The organism is Bdellovibrio sp. ZFWA1, assembly GCF_056175665.1.
Genome location: NZ_JBJKJH010000001.1, coordinates 882784 through 904071, shown reverse-complemented (window position 1 = coordinate 904071; position 21288 = coordinate 882784). Strand labels below are relative to the sequence as shown.

General features: G+C 42.9%; 6 protein-coding genes. 5 read left to right on the top strand and 1 reads right to left on the bottom strand.

Translation table 11 applies throughout. The features are described 5' to 3' along the window. Positions 1-22 precede the first annotated feature (22 nt). On the top strand, positions 23-1798 hold the full coding sequence (locus AC04MN_RS04235; RefSeq protein ID WP_475381946.1) for a hypothetical protein: 1776 nt from the start codon (positions 23-25) through the stop codon (positions 1796-1798). Here AC04MN_RS04235 and AC04MN_RS04230 read toward each other — a convergent pair. Beyond that, entirely contained in the window at positions 1788-2891 is a 1104-nt protein-coding gene (locus AC04MN_RS04230; protein ID WP_475381945.1) for an alkaline phosphatase D family protein, read from the bottom strand. The two genes, AC04MN_RS04235 and AC04MN_RS04230, sit on opposite strands and share 11 nt — an antisense overlap. A gap of 273 nt (positions 2892-3164) precedes the next feature. Here AC04MN_RS04230 and AC04MN_RS04225 point away from each other — a divergent pair, with 273 nt between their 5' ends. Genes AC04MN_RS04225 through AC04MN_RS04210 form a run of 4 tightly spaced genes read left to right on the top strand, consistent with a single transcriptional unit; the run spans position 3165 to position 21286 of the window. After that, positions 3165-19547 (top strand): beta strand repeat-containing protein, encoded by a 16383-nt coding sequence (locus AC04MN_RS04225; protein ID WP_475381944.1) that lies wholly within the window; start codon positions 3165-3167, stop codon positions 19545-19547. Between the two features lie 37 nt (positions 19548-19584). Then, positions 19585-20001 carry a tetratricopeptide repeat protein gene (locus AC04MN_RS04220; RefSeq protein WP_475381943.1) on the top strand — a complete coding sequence of 139 codons (417 nt, stop codon included), beginning with the start codon at positions 19585-19587 and terminating at the stop codon, positions 19999-20001. Further along, positions 19998-20897, top strand: coding sequence for a pirin family protein (locus AC04MN_RS04215; RefSeq protein WP_475381942.1), 900 nt, complete (start codon positions 19998-20000; stop codon positions 20895-20897). Before AC04MN_RS04220 ends, AC04MN_RS04215 begins: the two co-directional genes overlap by 4 nt. A gap of 23 nt (positions 20898-20920) precedes the next feature. Beyond that, positions 20921-21286, top strand: a complete 366-nt coding sequence (locus AC04MN_RS04210; protein WP_475381941.1) for an MGMT family protein — start codon at positions 20921-20923, stop codon at positions 21284-21286. The last annotated feature ends 2 nt before the right edge of the window (positions 21287-21288 follow it).

Here is a 21288-nt window from a genome sequence, read left to right as displayed (position 1 = left end):
GAGCTTAAACATAATTAATAAGATGGAAATTTTGAAATTTAGATCTTTTGTACGTTTGCCATTTCTAGTTCTAATATTTTCTTTTGGCTCAAGTCACGTGCTTGCACAAGCGAAGCAGCCCCTTAACTTTGAGGTCAAAGATGCAGAGCTGAAAATCAAGCCACCTTATTTTTCTTACGATCTTGAATCCACAAAAGGTTTAAAGCTTCAGATGTCTGAAGTAGTATTCGATGATCAATCAGTAAAGCCAAGCCTGCATGGAGATTCATTTAAGTTTGAATGGAATAAGAAGCTGATTCAGGGCGGAGAGCTATCTGTTATCGATAGGATGGGCACTGAAAAGTGGCATCAAGACATCAAAGGCGATGGCAGTTGGAGTATCAAGTTTAAAGAAAGTAAAGATTCTTTAAATTTCAAAGAAGGTGAAAGATATAGGTTTTGCCTAAAGGACTCCAATAAAGAAAAAGAAAGTTACGTCGCACTTTGCTCACGCTGGTATGGCGTAGAAAATAGAAATGGCTCGCTATTTATGGGAGCTATTGCCGGAACAGCGACCCCAAGAGCCATTTATCAACAAGAAGAGGCTAAACTAAAGGGTCGTAAGGAAGTTGGTTTGAATACTCCGGTGCAATTCTTTGCAACCTTGTCGACGGGTGACTCATATGAATTTAGAAGTGAGCCGCAAGAGTTGAAAGTTAAAGACATGAGCTTGGCGGAAGAAGAGGACAAAGTCTATTTGACTGCTGAGCTTCCAGTTCCGGTCAACCACGAGCCTGAAGAAATTAAAGGCGAAAACTATAGTCCATTTGTAAAAGTTGTTGGGTTTGAAAAAACGATCGATGAAAAGTCCGATTACTGGAAGGCGAAAATTCCTATCAAAAACGCAGTGATTTTGCTTCCGGGGTCTAAGGGGGGCGTTTTTGTATACGAGCTAGAAATTAAAGATCCCCCTTCCGAAAAATACCGTCATTTTTTGAACGCCAGAGACTCGACGGGCACTTACAAGCAAAAAGATAAGTTGTTAGTGAAGGACGCGAACGATAGCGAAAAATTATGGGAGTTCGAAAGTCCCGAGAAATTTAAGTACAATCGTAGCTATCTTGAAATCGCTGCTGAAAAATCTGTGCACAAGGCTTACTTGGATGTCTATCGCGGCAGTGCTGGCGAGGCCAGTTTTCGCTTAACAGGGGTGGCGACTTCTGGATCACAGTTTCATATTTTTGCCGAAGGCCACGTCATGTGGTGGATGAACGATATCTTTGGCTCTAATAACTTTCACTTTTCGCGGCAACGCTGGGGAGTCAGTGCGAAATACTTTACCTCTATGACAAAGCTGAAAGAGATTGAAGAGGGTGATGATATGCTGTCGGTTATGCAAGCTGATATTCGCTACCGGTTAACTCCCGGAATCTGGGAGAAAGACGAAACGGTGGGATTGATTGGAGCCTACGAGACAGTCAAGGTAGGACAATTTAAAATTCCCAAAATGGGTGCCGGGGTTTTTTGGGCTCGATCGATGCCTAAGGTCTTTGATGCTTGGTTTTCAAAGTTGCCATATATGAAATATCCTAAGTGGGTAGATATGGAGTTTATAAAATATTTCTCTTTGATGGATGGTGGATATAGCTTAGACGAAGACTATATCATTAACTTTCACGGAAAAGTTTTGTGGACTCCGCGAATCTTTGGAGAAGCTGGATTCGGAATTAAGAACTATTTTGCTCAGAAGAAGTCAGATGACATTCATTTAAAATTGACCACCTTTTATGGAACAGTTGGTCTGGGTATCAATTTCTAATGAAATTAAATTTGAGTTCTTGGGCAACAGTGTTGCTTCTATTGATAAGTTGCAGAGTTGCCGATCTTTGACTCCAGTCGATTTTTATAAGGCCAAAATTTTGTTCGATTAAAGGTTCGTTTAAATAGTGAAAGTCTTTTTCGGCCATTGCAGTGGGCCCACTGAGAGGGCCTACCGTCATATCATATAGGCTGCCGTAATTTTTAAGATCCACTTTTGCAAAAGAGCCGAAGTGGCGATTGCCGCTAACTATAAGTGTGTTTTTAGCTGCTGTGCCTCTAATAAGGTCGAATAGTTTCTGCCGTTGATGAGGAAGAAGTCCCCAGCGATTTTCCGCAGAATTATTGGCACCTACCTGCAAGGGGCTAATGATAATTCTTAGTTCTGCAGGTTTTTTTAATTCAGCAGAGAGCCAACGCCATTGTTTGCTTCCAAGCAACGAAGCGGATGCTTTCCAGTTCTTTTTAAATTCCCCTTTTGAGTCTTCAATCCAAGAAGAAGTATAGAAACGTAAGTCCAGCATAATGACTTGAACGCGACGTCCTTTTGATCCAAATATTATTGCATGTTCTATCCCTTGGGGGCGTCTTTTAGGCTGAAAGCTTTTAATGTAGTCCCAGTATTCAGTGAAATCTTGCCGACTTTGTTCTTTTTCTTGGTAGTTCCTATCGCCAAATCGAATTCCATAATCCAAGTCATCCCAAGTTGCCATAAAGGGAACTTTTGCGCGAAGCGAGCGGTAAGAATCGTTAGCATCTAATTTTTCATATTGTTGATTTAAAGGCTTCTCATCAAGCTTAACACTGCTTACAGAGTTTCCCGCGGCGATGACAAGATCTGGGTTTTGACTTGCGATGTTGGACCAACTTTGGGATTCAGTAAGAACATGATTACAACAAAAGAGCGCGATCGTATTAAGTTCAGACTTAGCAAAAGGCGCTTGAAATGTATTTTTATTGACGTATCGGGGACGATTTTGTTTTTGATAAATTTTTCCAGCAATGGAGTCATCAGGTCTTAAGTCGGTGCTTGTGCAACCAGATAAATGAATAAAAAATGAAAACAGAATTGATAGGAAAATATTTTTTTTCATCGCGACCTCATCAATATCTATTAAAAAGGTCAGCTGTTCCAACCTGCAAGTATTCTCGATTTTTCAGGACCCTCTTGCGTTCATGGATTCTTAATTATTGCTATCAATTAATGAACATCGCCTTATTTTGAAACATCCTGTCGTTAGTCCTAAGACCAAAGAACGAATTAGTCTCGTGTTACTGTTTCGAGCTGGAATGTGAGTGTTACATTATCTAGTTTATAAATTGGGAGCTGTTGTTAAGAAACATTCAAGCCGAGAAGTGTAACATAAATGTTTTGGATTGTTCGGAACTTTTTTAATTTTAGAGACTTGCGCATTCGAGGGACCTTCGGTCTTTTCCTCGTTGCGTTTTTGTCTGTGATCTTAAATGCCTGTTCTTTCAATCTAGATGTATCAACTAGCAGTAAGGCCTCAAAAGTCATTCCCGCTAAATCAATGAGTATCACCAAGCAGCCCCTTGCGACTTACGTGGCTGGCCAGGTCTTTAGTCCTGAGCTCGAAGTCACTTATCTTGATGAAAGCGGCAATATAGACATAGCGGCGAATCGATCAGTTGTCGTTTCATTCCATAATAATCCTACCGGCGCAACGTTGCAGAATACTTTGACCGAGACGCCCGTTGCTGGCGTTATTTCGTTTGATGACTTGAAGGTCAATAAGGTTGGAACTGGATATCGTTTAAAATTCACGACTGATGATGGGCTTCAAGAGATCTCTAACCCATTTGCGATTATTGCTGCTGCGGCAGCTGGGTACGATATAAACAGTGCGCCAATGACTATTCACGCGAACGAATGTTCGTCGTCACCGGTGACATTTAACGTCGTAGATTCATTTGGAAACGAGACCTCACTTGGATCAAGTGCCACAGTGAATTTAGTCTCGTCAAATGTTCAGTTTTATTCAGATGCCAGCTGCTCAAGCGCAATTACGCAGATTTCTTTGAACTCGGGTGACTCTGCAGGTGCATTTTTTGTTTCGTCTAATTTGGCAGGTTCACAAACCTTTTCGGTTTCAGGATCTGCTATGAATTCAGACAGCCAGGTCTTAACGGTGCTGCCTGCTGCGGCCGGAAAATTGGCTATAACAACCAGTCCGTACAATTTGGTCGCGGGTACTTGTTCCGGCGCAGTCGTCGTACAATCACGAGATCTTTTTAATAATATAAATGCTGTAACTACAGATACGACTGTTTCATTAGCTGGAACGGGCTTAACTTTTTATCTTGATTCTGCATGTTCAACGTCTGCAGTTTCCACTGTCATTTTGGCCAATGGCACTTCGAATTCGACTTTTTACTTCCGAGGTACAACCGCAGGCTCTATTCCTTTGGTGGCTTCTGCAACCAGCTTTATTGCCGCTACTCAAAATCAGACAATTACAAGTAATGTTGCCACTCAATTAGCATTTAAGACTCAGCCAACGGATACTGTTGCGGGCGTGGCAATAAGTCCGTCGATAGAAGTTAGTCTTTTGGATCAATATGGAAACATAGCAGGCTCATCGATTAAAACTATTTCTGTCGAGATCGGCAACAATCCATCTGCTACGGCAACGATAGTGGGTGGCAACAAAAATAAATCAACAACAAATGGGGTTGCTGTCTTTGACGGAACTGATGCAATTGCAATTCAAAAAGCAGATGTCGGATACACCCTGAAGGCCAGTGCTCCAGGTTTAACGACTGTATATAGTAACGCTTTTGACATATTAGGGGCAGCGATATCGACGTTGGAATTTACAACGGGGTCGCAAACTTTAACGGCCGGAGATTGCTCGTCAGTTGTAAATGTTATCGGTAAAGACCAGTTTGGGAACTTGGCTCGCGCGAGTCAGGCCACTGTATTAAGCGTAGTAGGTACTGGGCTTTCAATATATTCGGATAGTTCTTGTGCAAGCTCAGTGTCAAATGTCTCGATCGCCTCGGGCAATAACACTGTGAGTTTTTATTTTAAAGGAATAGTCGCTGGAAATCCGATCGTAAAAACGGTCTCGGTCGTTTCTGGGGATGCCGCAACTGCAGTCTCTCAGAACCATAGAATCAATCCTGCGGCGCCACAAAGTGTTTCATTCATTTCAGCAGTTCAAACAACAGAAGCAGGATTTTGTTCGGCTAAAGTAGAAATAAAGGTTGGCGATATCTACGGAAACCCGGTTCCTCCTGTTGCGGATTCGACGTTAGCCTTAAGTGCCAGCGACGGAGCAACAGTTTTCTATTCAGACGCATCCTGCACTGCGGGTAATGAGATCACCAGTGTTCAACTTTTATCGGGTGCCAATTACGGCAACTTCTATTATCGCTCTACAAAAAGTGGAACAGATACCATAACTGTTTCGGGTAGCGCAGACTTCGGAGCTGGAAGTACGGCGGTTACTGGTTCTCAAGCAAATACAGTGATTCACACGACTCCTGATCATCTTGAATTTGAAACGCAGCCAGCGCTAAATACACTCGCTGGTGCTTCATTTGCGAGTTCAGTTCGTGTCGCAGCCAAAGATATCTATGGCAATATTTGTACAAGTTATTCTACTGGAATTACGGTTGATATTCAGAATAATCCTCCTGGGGATGGGGCCATTGTTGGAGGAGCGAAGACAGTTACACCCTCAGCTGGAGTTGCTGCTTTTTCGGGAAGCAACGATATCATAATTTACAAGGCTGCAAATGGTTACAGTCTGTCTGCGACATCTGGAGCATTACCAGCGATAACTAGTAATGCCTTTAATATTCTTGTTGGACCGGCAACAAAGTATCGCTATACCGCTAATCCTGTAGATACGAAGGCAGGCTATTGCTCGTCAGCAGCAGTGGTGATTCAAACTGAAGATGCTTATGGAAATATTTCTGCTGTCAGTGGTGCAAAGGCCATAACTTACAGTTCAAATCCAAGTGGCACCGGTGGTGTTGAATTTTTTAGTGATGCTTCTTGTACTATGGCCGCACCTGCTTCGATTGCAGACTCAAGTTCGACGGTACAATTTTATTTCAAACCTAAGACATCTGGTGCAAATACGATCACGGTTCAACCAAGTGGTATTGATTGTGACACATTAAGAGGATGTTCAACAACCAATTCAAAATCCTTCAACGTCGATCCGGATGAGCCGTATGCTTTGGCCTTTTCTACGGCACCTTTAGTAAGTCCAAATCAGGTTGAAGCGGGCTCTTGCTCTCCGGCAATTGGTTTACGGGCCACCGACCAGTTTGGTAATACGACAGTTTTGTCAGCAGACCAAATAGTTCAGCTGACTCCATCAAGTGGTAGCTTATACGCGGATTCGTCCTGTGCGACAGCTATCGATAATGGGGTCAACCCACTTAAAATCACTTCAGGATCGTCTAGCGCACAGTTCTACTTTATGTCTACCACGACAGGTGGTGGTCAGCACACGACCACGGCAGAATCAACTTTTTCTGGCACGTTTGCCGGTGGATTAAGTTCTCCGCATGTATCTACTGTTGCGCAAGTCAATGCAATGAAGGCGGCTCCGCCAGATCGATTTCATATTCTGCAACAACCAGGGACTACGATCGCTGGTCAAACAGTTGTTGGACCGTTCACTGCTGAATTGCGTGATAGATTTAATAATCCTGCCAGTACTTCAACAGCAAAGACCTATGTAAATATCGGAAGCTATTCAGTTGCTAGCCGCCCAACTCTGTATGGTGGGGCGGGCCTGACTGCTGGTCCTAATACACCAACCAATCCACCGACTAAGACGTACTTTCCAGACCCACCTGTGCAGTCATTTTGGAGCTTTGCTGTTGGTGGACAGCTGATATATTCAGGAAGCATTGGGTTGAATATTCAAAAAGTCGGAACTTATTCTTTGCGATTAAGTGCGCTAGGGATTGATTATAATGCCAGTACTTCCGAAAGTGCCTCGTTTGATGTTATCAATGCAAGTCCGTCAAAACTTGTATATCTAAGCTCGTCTCAGACACTCGTGGCTGGAGCTTGCTCGGGCCAAGTGAGTGTTCAGTCCCAAGATATCTATTCAAATACAGCTGCACTTCTTTCAAATACTACAGTCACGCCAAGTGGGACAGGGATGACATTCTACTCCGATTCGAGTTGCTCGACTCCGATCAGCGATGTCACAATTGCTAGTGGTACGCATTCAGCCACCTTCTATTTCAAAGCAACAGTATCAGGAACTCAGTCTCTATTGGTTCAAGCTTCTGGTGGGGATACTCTAACGCAGGCCTCTCAAAACCAAACTATCAATCCAGATGTGCCCCAATCTTTGGCGTTGACCACTCCGGCTCGGACTACTGCCGCTGGTGCATGTTCAGCGGTACTAACTGTAAATTCTCGGGATCAATTCGGAAATAATTCTCCGGTGAGTTCGGCGGCCGTTTTGACGATTTCACAAGTTGGAACTCCAGGGGCCTCGAGTCTTCAGTTTTACTCGGACGCTGCTTGCTCTAGCTCGATCAGCTCGGTTTCTCTGGCGTCAGGAAGTTTTACATCGTCTTTTTATGCCAAAGGCACAGTCGCTGGAAGTATTTTAATTCGCTTGACCCCCGACTTCAACGCAAGTGGATATGTCGAGCAAACCGAGCTTATAGTGCCTGCGGCGTTGGCAAATATTGCATTTATTAGTAATGGCAATCAAACTTTGACAGCTGGAGATTGCTCGAGTCTCGTTACGATCGAGCTTCGAGACGCTTACGGAAACCCGAAAAATGGTGCGCCAACATCGGTGAAATTTGATACTTCACAGGCCGGTTTTCAGTTTTATTCTGATGCAAGTTGTACGACGGCCATAAATTCGTCTACTGGAATTTCGATTGGAACTGGCGATACGCAGGGAAGCTTTTACTTCCGCAGCACAGTCTCTGGCCTTCGTGATTTAACAGTTTCAGTATCTAGTCCTGCTGTCTCGAACTCGGCGACTCAGACCATAGATCCTGCTGGATTCAATCGTTTTGGTTTTACAAATGGAACGAATTCTATAACTTCTTTGTCTGTTACCGCTGGCGCCTGCACTCGGATCGTTGTGCAAGCTCAAGATGAGTTTGGTAATATTGTGGATTCAAACATAAGTTCACAAAGAATTGTTATCGAAGGTTCTAGTTCTGATAGCTTATTTTACTCTGCAGCAGGTTGTGGAGCCGGTAATGAGTTGCCTTTGACTTCTGCCGGTGATGCAAATCACCCCAGTCAGCCCTATATCACTATCACCGCAGCAAAAGAATCAGATTTCTATTTAAAAAATATTGTGAAGGGAAATTCAACATTAACTGCACGCCATTTTGATGTTACTTATCCTGCTTCATTAAATCTGACCGTGAATCCAGAGGCACCTGTTAAACTTGCTTTTGATCCAAGTTTAATTCAATCGATTGCGGGGGCGGCTCTTCGCGCAACAGGGCCTGCCACAGTAAAAGTTAATATCTTAGATCAATTTAACAATATCACGGGATCCATAGCCAGCGTGACCGTCGATATGGAGGCCACAAATCCAAATAATAGTGGTGTGTCACTATTAGGTACAAAAACTGCGAGTGCTGTTGCTGGCACGTCGTCGTTTGCCACAGTGAACATTACAAAAGCTGGTACGGGTTATTCTCTTCGGGCGACCTCGACAGGTTTAACCGCGGCCGTATCAAATCTATTTGATGTCGTAGCTGCAGGACCCACTCAGATTTCAATATCGTCGCCGGCTCAGACTGTGATCGCGGGCCAGTGTTCCGGTGCTTCGACCGTTACCCTGTTAGATCCTTTTGGAAATCCAGCAAATGCATCAGGGAATTTAGGCATAAACCTAACTGGCACCAATATGACATTTTATTCAGATGCTGGATGTACATCTCCACTGAGTGGGTCTGAGTTAATTATTGCTGACGGTACCAGCTCTGGAAACTTTTACTTCATTCCAACTTTGAGCGGGGCTATAAATATTTCGGCGGATCGTACTGTAGCTCCTGTTTTAACGGGCGCAACTCAGTCACAGACCGTACAGCCGGGAGTTGGCAGTCAGTTAGGCTTTGGCAATCCAGTTCGGAATAATATAACGGCTGGAGTTTGTGCTGGATCAGGCAAGGCTTTAGAAATTGAAGTCCAGGATCAGTTTGGAAATAGAACGACAAACAGTACGGGTGCTTCACTTACAATTCAAACCAGTGGCTTGGGTGCTTTCACTAGAATCTATTCAGATTCTTCCTGCCTGACAGAAATTTCTAAGAACGGTTCTAATTATGAATTTAGTATCGCGAACAATGCACAAGGCGTGAGTGTTTACGTGAAAGATTCTGAGGCTCATACATTATCTTTCAGCGTGGTAGCTTCCGAGCAGCCTTGGAATAGTTCTCAAAATGTCACTATAGTTCCTGGTGTGGCGTCTAAGCTTGCTTACATAAGTCCTGCACAAACTGGAGTTGTTGCAGGAACATGCTCGGCAGCTGTTTCAATTCAGTCTCAGGATGCCAATGGAAACCCATCTGTGGTTAGCTCTGATAAGACTGTTACATTAAGTTCTGATGCTTCTGTAGTTTACTATTCAGATTCAGGATGTAGTTCACCGATTTCAAATATTCAGATATTAAATGGAACCCATTCGGCAACGTTTTACTTCCGAACGACCTTGGCTGGAAGTCATGATATCACTGTCGCCACGGCAGGTTTGACTTCGGCGATGCAGACAGAAGTTGTAACTTTCGCTGCCGTGAATAAATTAGGATTTTATCAACAGCCCACAAATACGATTGCAGGAAATGCGATAGCTCCGGCAGTAAGAGTCGATGCCCTCGATCAATTTGGTAATATAGTGACTTCATTTTCAGGTAATATCGATATTGCAAAGGCAGCAACTCCTGCAACGGGAACTCTTTCGGGAACATTAAGTATCACTGCTTCCGCAGGGAATGCTTCGTTTTCAGATTTAAGCATCGAAATTGCAAATACAGGTTATACTCTAGTTGCGACAAGTTCAGGCTTAATTTCGGCGACGAGCAATGTATTTAGTATTCTTTCTGCAGCGCCAAATTCATTATATTTTGCAAGTTCGGCACAGACGCTGGATGTAAAGAACTGTTCTGATCAAGTATCTATTGGTGTAAAAGATATTTTTGGGAACACAGCGACGGCGACATCTAGTACTTCTATAGGCTTGGTCGGTGATGGCGTCACGTTTTATTCAGATTCCTCATGCTCTACTATTATTACTTCGTCCACTATTTTATCTGGACAAACTCAAACACATTTTTGGTTTAAGCCAACAAAGTCGGGAAATATTGCAATTGTCGGAACCTCGGCAGGTTTGACTCAGGCCTCGCAAAATCAAACCGTAGTGCCTGGTGTTCCTGCTAAACTTGCCATGGTTAGTAGTCCGCAGACGGTAAGATCGGGTGAGTGTTCCGGCGCCGTTACTTTACAATCTCAAGATGCCGATGGTAACGAAACTGCCGCAACGTCAGATATCGCAGCGACTTTACTTGGAAGTAACTTTACGTTCTATTCTGACTCGAGCTGTACGACGACTGTTAGCTCGACTACAATAGCTAATGGCACTACAAGTAAACAATTTTGGTTTAAAGGTTCTTCCCTAGGTACTAGCACAATGATGGCAGTCGCATCAGGACTTGCTCCAAATGCGACCCAAGATCAAGAAATAATCCCTGGTTATGGAGCAACCTTAGATTTTATAACGGCTTCCCAAAATCTATTAACAAACGAATGTTCGGCATTAACCTCGTTTAGAATTCTTGATATAAATGGAAATGAAACAAGTCTTACTTCTCCAGTAGTCGTCGACTTGACTCCAACTTTAGGCGTACTTTTTTACTCTGATTCAGGCTGCACAAATTCCATTAATTCAGTCACTGTAAATCCGAATACTCCTACGTCAGGGAAATCAATCGGCTCTTTCTATTTCAAGACAGGATCCACCGCCGGTAATGCGTCGACAAAAGTAGAAGTGTACTCAACAAATTCAGTTGATGCAGACAGGTTTAAAAGAACGGGAGCTGATGATACACTTGTGCATAATGTGACACCTCGAGCTCCGAGTCAGTTGAATATGGTCGGAAATGGTCAAACAATTCGGGTCAATTCTTGTTCGGCTGCGATAACTGTACAAACCATAGATAGCTCTAATAATATTTCTCCGGTCACAACTTCTACGGTGCTTACTCTTTCTTCAAGCCATACCGTGACATATTATTCAGATTCAAATTGTACAAATTCAATTCCGTCTGCTCAGCTGACCTTGGGTGTAGGTCAAAGCTCAGCAACTTTCTATTTTAAAACATTCGTCTCTAGTACTATCCATATTAATGCATCGGCCAATGTTGAAGGCACAGCAGATACTGATGGAGATGATTTTATAATTAATCCAGCTTCTGCATCGAAGTTGGTATTTACAACAAATCCGGCAGACTCGAACCCGGTACTTAAGGTTGATAGCTGTTTAGGAATATACAATACCGAGCTTCGTGATCGCTTTGGAAATATTGCAGAGGCCGATGTTGATTATGATTTGGTACTTAGTAGCGCCAATGCGAAGTATTATAGAGACTCCAGCTGTACTGATGAAATATCTTCCTATCCTCCACTGAGAGATCGCATTTTAAAGATTCCGCAAGGCTCTTCTAGCTTGCCTGCCTTCTATATGAAAACAACTCAGATTGGCGCAGATAATACAGTCATTTCTTCGAATGCCGGTCTTGAAAATGCTTTGCACACATTTATCGTGTTCCCAGCTATTGCTAGCAAGCTGTCCTTTATCACCGAGCCCAAATCTTTAAGAGCAGGGAGTTGTTCTGAAATTATTCAATTTAAGACGACAGACCACTTGGGATTTGAAACGGGGCCGGATGGTGGCCTGACGGTTGATTTGACTTTTTCGCCGTCGCCGTTGCCAGCAGAACTAGCCAGTGGAGTTTATGCTTTTTATTCAGATTCGGGATGCTCGGCGGCTATCGATCATGTGACGATTCCAGATGGTCAGTCGCGGTCCTCTTTTTACGTAAAAGTGAAAAAATCCGGCTTAGTAAATATTCATATGGATGCTACCGATGTAAATGCGGACCCCGATATTGTATTTCCTACCGCCAGCCAACTATTGAATATCGAACCTGCGCCGGCAGTTAAGTTTGAATTGACTCGATTTGCCTCAAAGATTCCAACGAACTTATGTTCTTCAGGATTTGCTATTGATTTCCTTGATACATACGGCAACGTGAGTCCACTTGGTGGAAGCTCATCACAGATAAATCTTGGTTCTAATGCTGGGGACCTGACGTTCTATTCAGATAAGGATTGTTTCAACCAGATTTTAAGTCCGTACTGGATGGGGGGAACAACCGCATTCTACGTAAAGAAGGCGACTCCTGGTGTAGTTAATATCAGTATGCACAATCCGCATATCCCATTTACAGCTAACAAATCTGTAGAAGTAACAAATGCTAATATTGATAAAGTAGAGTTTACTTCACCTGTTCGCCGGATCGGATATAACTTCTGTTCTCCGGGGTCGACAATTGAATATCAAGATTCCAGTGGTGTCGCAAAGATTGTGAGCGAACCAGGAGGAATTGATGTTAAGTTAACGGCTCCGTATACCTATTTCTATACTTCATCGAATTGTGATCCATCGACTGTAGTTCAGAAAGTAAATATTCCTAACGGCAGCAGTACTGCAACCTTCTACTACAAAGCTGCTCAGTATGTTGGACAGTCAGGATTTCCGGTGACGGTGAATCTAAATCAAATCAATTTGACGGCAGATGGGATCGCGGGCGGCTCGCAAGGATACCAAATCCTGCATTTTGACTCGGCGGCTCCATCTAATAAAAGTGAAATGCCTCGTACTGTACTTTTGGGCGCTTGTACTGCAGTTGATGCTAAATATAGCGATCCCAATTTTGCCTATGATCTGAGTATTTCTGTGACTTCGAGTCCCAATTTAGAGCTTTATTCTGACAGCAACTGCAGTACTCCGTTGGTGAATCCAATGACTGTCGTTGATGGCGGTTCATCCAGCGGTTCTGTTTCTCTGGGTGTCTTCTATATCAAGGCCACTTCGGCCGCAAATGCTTGGTATAGATTTTCAGAGCCACATTTGAACTCTGAAGATATTTCAGTTTCGGTAAAAGACCTTCAATTGAAAATTAACGGTAACTCTTCAATTGGGCTGACGGCTGGTTCATGCCAGGTTGTGACCGCACAGATTCAAGATCACACCGGTGCACCTTGGGACGTTCAATCGGCTGACTTGAATATTCCATTTACTCTGGTCCCTCCTCCTATTAACAATTATATCTTCTACGTGGCGGCTTATTCAGACGCTACTTGTACGACCCCTTTAAATACAATTAAGATTCCGGTTGGACAAAACTCAAAGTCTTTCTACTTAAAAGGATCGGTTGCTCCAAACTCAGGATCTTTAGTTACTCAAAGTACAAATTCAAGGTTTGCGAATATTTCAAAGAGCATTGGGGTTTCTGCAGATGCGCCGACGAAGTTAGTCCTGGACTCTACGATGTTTGATTCCGTGATTTTGGGGACTTGCTCTCCTGTTATGGAATTTAGATCTATTGATTCCTACGGAAATATTTCGGCTGTGCCTTCTAATACAACCATTAATTTGTCGGCTCAAGAGTTGGACATCTATGGCTTTCCTGCCGGATCTTCATTCCCGAAATCTGGAGTCTTCTTTTATTCGGACGCCTCTTGTACTTCTCCAGTTACGTCAGTTCAAATATCTGCGGGACAAAGTTTAAGTTCAAAAGCCTACTTTAAGACAAATTTTGGTCGGCAACAGTTTGCCATCGTTGCGGAATCATCAGTAGGTAATACCTCTTTAATTATGTCTTCGGCAATTGATCGACTTGCATTTTCTGGGCTTCCGACATCTCCGTCTGAAAATGCTTATACTTGCCGCGCCTTTACGATACAACATCAAGAGATTGGCGCGGGAACTGCCATCGATCCAGAAAAGACAATCCGGGTGACCGTGACAACATTTGATGGATATTCCTCAACGGGAGTTCCATTAACAAGTCCGTATGTTAACTTTTATCGAAATTCAGATTGTTCAGATGCAGGAGCTTCGGCGATTTACGAGACCATTGTTCCTCTGCCAGGAACGCCAACCCAAGCAGCGATCGAAGCTAACGTTACCAAAACATATTATATGATATCGAAGACTCTAGCTCCGGTTCGAATGAGAGTGACTTCTCCTGGTCGAGCCTCTTCGGATATCCTTGTTAGCTCGACGGTTCCTTCAGATGCTAAAGTGGCATTTAGGGAAGGTCTAGAGTCCATTGAAGCTGGAATCTGCTCGGGCGATCCTCGCTATGTTACTTTTTCGATAGATCCACGAGTTGAACCAGTTTATCGCGGTAGATTAGAATTAGGGTTAAGAACTTCAGATGCATCGGGAGCGCGAATTATTTATGGTGGTAATAATACTCGCTTAGATGTGCTTTCAGCTAATCTTAAGTTCTACTCGGACTCTTCGTGTGCAACAGAAGTAAGTAGTGTCTCAATTGCGGCTAATAAAGAAATTTCTGCTCCTTACTACTTTAAGTCGACCAAGGCAGGTCCTAATGAAGCTTCGGCTTTGGGGCAAGTTGGCGGCGATGCATTTGGAGTTAGTGGTCGTGCTTTCTACAATATTGGGGCGGGTCCGGTATACCAAATCGGTTTTGGTTCTGATCCACAAACAATCAGAGCTGGCGATTGTTCTGAAGATTTAGTTTTGCAAGTTCAAGATAGATACGGCAATGAAAAGTCTGATAAGATTGAAAACGAAGTATCTTTTGTATATCCAGCTGGATTTACACTTTATTCAGATAATTCTTGTTCGACGAATATTGCAACGACATTTATTCCTGCAAATCAAAGCCGCAAAAAAGTTTGGTTTAGACATTCTACGGCAGGTTCTGCGACTATTTCTCCGTTGCCAGTTCGGCAATTAGAATCAGTTCCTCAGACACAGAGAATTCTAAGTGGTGCAGCCGCGTTCCTTCGATTTGCGACTGCTCCAAAGACAGTTCCTAAAGGCGAGTGCTCAAGCGCTTTGACTATGCAAGTACAGGATTTGGGCGGGAATGCAGTCAATGTTGGGACTGATACAGTTGTCGACTTAACGGGCGAATCTGGATCGGGAATGGTTTTCTTCTTAGATAGTGATTGCAAAAAATCTTCGGAAGTAACTTCAATTACAATTCCATCAGGAGCAAATTCTAAAGACTTCTACTTCATGAGCTTTAAAGAAGGTACAACTTTAATTACTGGAAAGAATTTGGATTTTGTGGATGCTAAACAAAATCAGAATATTGTTGCTGGACTACCTACGAAGCTAGCCTTCAATACGTTGCCATTTAATACCTTTGCTGGGGTTTGCTCTAACGGAGTAAAAGTGATTGTTGCAGACGCTTATGGTTCGCAGAGCGCTTCTGCGACGAACACGACCTTAAGCTTAATAGGTGATAACACAACATTCTATTCGGATCGATTCTGTACATCCAGTATTAGCACTTTGAATTTAAATATTGGCGATCAAAATAAAACCTTTTATTTCAAACGAACTCAGGCCGGGGAATTTGATTTAAAAGTAGCAGATAATGCATTAGGTACATTGGCTCCAGCAATTCAGACTCAAACTATAAAGCCTATGATCATGAGTGCGCTCAAGTTTTTAACAGAGCCCGCAAGTGTTGCTGTTGGTCGTTGTTCGCCGATGACTAAAGTTGGTGTTATTGATCAATACGGAAACGAAACTAAGGTGACAGAAAGATCCTCAGTATTAATGTCATTTGCTGGTTCGAATATTCAATTCTATTCAGATCAACAATGTTCGGTCGTTATTCCTGGAAATCAGATAAATTTAACTGAAAATAAAGAATATGCTGAATTCTATTTTGGATCAAATCAAGTGGGGTCAAGACCTATCGATGTGACCAATAACAAAAATTTGGATAATACCTCGCAGACTCAGACCTTTACTTCTGGTGCATCGACAAAATTGGGATTCTCGACACCGGCCCGTAGTGTGCCTGCCGGGGGATGCTCTGCAGTTATTACTGTTGTGACCCGCGATGATTATAATTACGAAACAAATGCAGGACAGAACTATTTAATCAATCTAACACCGCCATCAGGCGCTGCCTTCTACTCGGATTCTTCTTGCTCTGTGGGCAACGAAATTTCAACAACTTCGATTCTGTCAGGAACAAGTCAAGTCAATGTTTACCTGAAAGTGGGTTCAAGTCTTGGCAACTTTACGATTGGTGTAGATGCGGCGGGTTTGACATCACAAACTCAAAATCTGAGTGTAGTAGGGGCGGCTCCTTCAAGGCTGGTTTTCACTTCTGCTGCTAAAACAGGTGTCGTCATTGAAACGTGTTCGAGTAAGGTTGATTTTGGATTCCAAGACGCTTTTGGAAATGCGACCAAAACAATATCTTCGACAAACGTAAGCTTGAGCTCAACTGGAGCGAGCTTCTATTCGGACATCGGCTGTACTGTTCCTGTCTCGAATATCACAGTGGCTGGCAATCAAACATCAGGCAGCTTTTACTTTAAGCCTACTCAGGTAGGAAGCGTTCCTGTTGAAGTCAATGCCACGGGACTTGCTGGCGACATTCAATATGAAAATGCAACAGCCGGCACGCCGGTTAAATTGGTGTTCTCTTCGACATCGCAAACTTTTGTTGCCGGAAATTGTCGAGTGGCTACGGTTCAAACTCAAGATGCTTTAGATAATCCTGCTTCTTCAGCATCAGGAAGAACAATTGCATTAGCGTCGTCCGGATCGACAGCGACCTTCTATTCTTCGTTAGATTGTTCTGGTGGTTCATCTAGTACTGTTAATTTAGCGTCGGGAAGCAGCTCTGTACAATTCTCCTTCATGATTACTCAAAGTGGTACTTCGAATTTTACTGCTAGCTCGTCGGGATTGGCTCAGGCTCTTCAGTCGCAAACGATTCTTCCAGCGACACCTGCAAAGTTAGCGTTTACGAGCCCAAGTAGGACCGTAGTTGCTGGAATATGTTCTTCGAATGTAACGATTCAAAGCCAAGATACATTTTCGAATCCTTCAGCCGTTGGCTCAAATACTTCAGTAAGTTTAACTGGATCTGATTTACAGTTTTATTCAGACTCATCGTGCTCGTCCGCAATTGCTTCTGTTCAGATTGCAAATGGCACTCACAGTGCGACTTTATATTTTAAGTCCACGGTCTCGGGAGTTAAGAATTTGTCGATTGCAGGTGGTTCATTGACGGCCGCGAATCAAAATCAAACGATAAACAGCGCTTCAATTGAAAAATTAGCTTTTATTAATAGTCCATTAAGTCTTAATGCAGGTAATTGCGGATTACTTAATATGCAATTCCAGGACTCCTTCGGAAATGCCTCGGATGTAGGTGCATCGACTTTGGTGACATACCAACTATCTGGAATTACTTCGTCTGTTTACTCGGATTCGGGTTGTACAAATGCGATTTCAAATCAAAACGTGTCTTCAGGAAATTCATTTAATGCCTACTTTAAATCGAATCTTTCGGGATCTGCGACTTTGCGAATTTCTGCTCCTGGAATCACTTTTGCTGATCAGACAGAAGTGGTTGCCGCTGGAGCGCCAAACAAATTGGCTTTTACAACGGCCTCATTGACGGTGAACTCGGGGCAATGTTCCGGCGCTGTTGGGCCTGTCACTGTGCAAGTTCAGGATCTTTTGGGCAATTCATCAGGAGTTGCTAGTGCATCAAGCTTCATATTATCCGGTGCCGGCTATACATTCTATAGCGATGCATCTTGTACAAATACTATTAGTACGATTAATATTTCTGCTGGTGCGCATACTGCAAGCTTCTATTTCAAAAAATTGTCTGCAGGAAGTGCGAATTTAACGGTAGGAATGACTGGATTTTCCTCGGTGAATCAATCTCAAACTGTTAATCCATTAGCAATTAGCAAGTTGGGCATGAGTACTCCGACTCAGACAATACCTTCCGCGCAGTGTTCATCCGTAATCGTGCAGACTCAAGATGCCAATGGAAATGCCGTCGCCAGAGGTGCTAATACAAATGTCAACTTAGCTGTTATCTCTGGAACGCTATCTATTTATTCAGATGCCGCATGTAGTACGAATGTTTCGAGTCTGGTGATTCCTTCAGGTTCCGCAAGCGCTTCTCCTGTTTATGTTAAATCAAATACAAGTGGTACTGCCATTCTCAGAGCCTCCGATGCGGATAGTGTTTTAGGCAATGGCTCTCAGACAATTACTATTAGTTCAGGGGCAGCAACTGCAATTGCATTTGTCTCTTCTGGATTCAGCACGACTGTGGGGACATGCTCTGCGCAAGTAACGATTCAGACTCGCGATTCATTTGGCAATCCTTCGATTCTTGCTGCATCGAAAACTATCAATCTTTCGGCTCTACCAACGGTTACACCAAGTTCTGACGGTTTATTGTTCTATTCAGATGTTGGATGTACATCCCAAATTACGTCCATAAATATTTCGGCTGGTGCGAGTTCGGGCTCTTTCTATTATAAAGCTTTAAAAGCTAACGCTTATACTGTATCTGCAGCGACATCTGGATTTACTACTATTCAACAAATTCATAATTTAAATTCAGCAGCGATGAATTCGTTGGCGGTCGTTGCTGGTGGTGTACAAAGTGCATTGCCTGCGGGGGCTTGTTCTTCTGCGGTCTATCTTGAGGGACGCGACGCTTATAGCAACCTTGCTAAACCGTCTAGTAACTCAACCTTTAATCTTTCAGGGACAAATCTGAACTTCTTCTCTGATTCAGGGTGTTCATCTGCAATTTCCAGTTTCAATATTTTGACTTCAGGTAGCTCGGCGACATTTTACTACCGAAGCACCGTTGTTGGTTCTTATACAATTAATATAACGGGGCCATTCTCGGCAACAGCCTCTACGACAATAGTTCCAGGAACTCCGAATACACTTGAAGTTGGCTCTGCAATTTCGGCAATTCGAACTGGAATGTGTTCTACCGCTATGACTGTAAGAAGTAAGGATAGCTATGGTCACTACTCTAATTTGGCCTCGGCTCAGACAGTATTATTGCAAACAGCTCCAAGTGCTGGGCAGTTGTATTCCGACTTTGGCTGCCTAAATGCGCTTAGTGGAGGACAAGTTACGATTAATGCGGGTTCATCTACCTCGCAAGTTTTTTACTTCAAACAAGGTTCTGCGCAAACAACCTCACTTAATGCGAGTCTAGCAGGATTTGCGGATGCGAATATTTCAATTAACGTCTCTAGTGCTGGGCCAGCCATTAATATCTATGATCATCCTGCAGGGAACCTATATACTTCGGGGGCCTCGTTTGACTATGGGCTTGCTACCATAGATACCGAGCGCTCGTTCTATGTTAAAAATGACGGTAATGTCGTATCGGGTCAGCTTTCAATTCAGTTGCTGGCTGATTTATTGAATCCTGCGGGTGTCGGATCTGCAACGATGTGGGCACTGAAGACAGATATGTGTTCGGGGCAGACTTTGACTCCAGGCTCTAGTTGTTTAGTTACCATTGAGTTCAAAGCATTGACGGGCTCTAAGCCGTCAGGTGACTTCTACTATTCAAATTTAAAAGTGCAGTCAAATGCAACAGCGGCTGGCTCTGCCACAGTAGACCTTCGTCTTTTCGGAATTAAGCAGTAGATTTGACTTCAATCCGCATTTCCTTGAAAATAGAACTATGAAAAGAAATTCTAAAATATTAATTAGCTTAATTGTGATTGTCTTCCTGGGTGGTTTGTATGGGGGCTATCGTTATTACGAAGCCAACAAATTCTATTATGCTCCAAGAAATGAGTCTAATTTATTTGCGTTAGGTCAGATAGAGGCAAGCAAGGGAAGGCACAGCGAAGCCGTTAAAATATTTCAAGAAATGCTTAGTAAAGATCCAAAGCACGCTATTGCCATGAAATTTATGATCGAAAGCATGCTAAAGCTAGAGGATCGTTCTAACATCTTTCCAAGTTTGGATAAGCTTATTGATTTAGAGCCTACAAAGGAAAATTTGGAGTTTGCAGCCTCGGTGAGTCTTCAGCTGCAGGATAAAGCTCGTTCTGACGAATATTTAAAGAAAGCTTCCGAGATAAATCACAAATGAGTCAAGACGGTAAAGACAATTCAGGTGTTAAATCAATTCAGTTAATAATTAAGAGCAGAGTTGCAAAAATCGGCGATGATTTCAGTGTACAAAGAGTCTTACCATTTCGTGCTAAAAGAATGGTTGGGCCTTTTTGTTTCTTGGATCATATGGGTCCACATACCTTAAAGGTATCAAAAAATGCTGATGTTCTGGCTCATCCACATATTGGATTGTCTACGTTGACATATTTGTTTTCGGGAAGAATTCTTCACAAAGATAGTATTGGTTCAGTTCAGGAGATAAAGGCTGGAGAAGTCAATTGGATGACTGCAGGCAAGGGTATATCTCATGCCGAATTGATTCCTAATGAATTTATACAGCAGGATCCAGTATTGCATGGCCTTCAAGCTTGGATTGCATTACCAAAAGATAAAGAAGAATGTGAACCCCGTTTTGAACACTATTCGATATCAGATATTCCTGTTTTGAATAAAGATGGCGTTGAGCTTACGGTGATTGCTGGCTCTATATTAGGATTAGAGTCAAAAGTAAGAATAAGCTCGCCATTATTGTATATTAAAATAGCTGCAGATAAGAATTCAAACTTTGTTCTTCCTAAAGGTACCTTTGAGTTGGCATTGTATGTAGTTCAGGGATCTGTCGGTATCGGCGAGGAGATATTGACGGCAGGTCAGATGGGTGTTCTGGATTCTACTAATGAAATTGACATCAAACACACCGAGCCGGCTCTTTATGTCATATTCGGCGGAGAGTCCTTTCCAGAACCTCGATATATTGATTGGAATCTGGTTTCATCTGATAAAGAAATTTTGCAGCGCTCAAAAAAGATGTGGGTAGATAAAACCTTTCCTATGGTGCCGGGAGAGGTCAAGTTTGTTCCTTGGCCTGACTAAGATTGTTAGGATATAAGCAGCAAATGCAGAGTCGTTTCACTCAAGATGTTATTCAAGTGGTTTCGCGGATTCCCAAAGGAAAAGTTGCCACCTATAAGCAGATAGCTGAAATTTGCGGGAAGGCCCATGGTTCGCGTGGGGTTTCATGGATTCTTCATACGTCTTCAACAAAGCATAAGCTTCCTTGGCATCGAGTAATCAATTCGAAGGGTATGATTTCTTTTGAAAAGGGTAGTCATAATTATCGAAAGCAAAGAAAGTTACTAGAAGCTGAAGGGGTCGTTTTAAATTCAATAGGTGTGGTTGATTTACAAGTCTACCGATGGAAAAAGTCCGCAAAGAAAGCAGCAGTGAAAAATTCTTCTGAAATAAAAATGTTTAGAGACTAGGT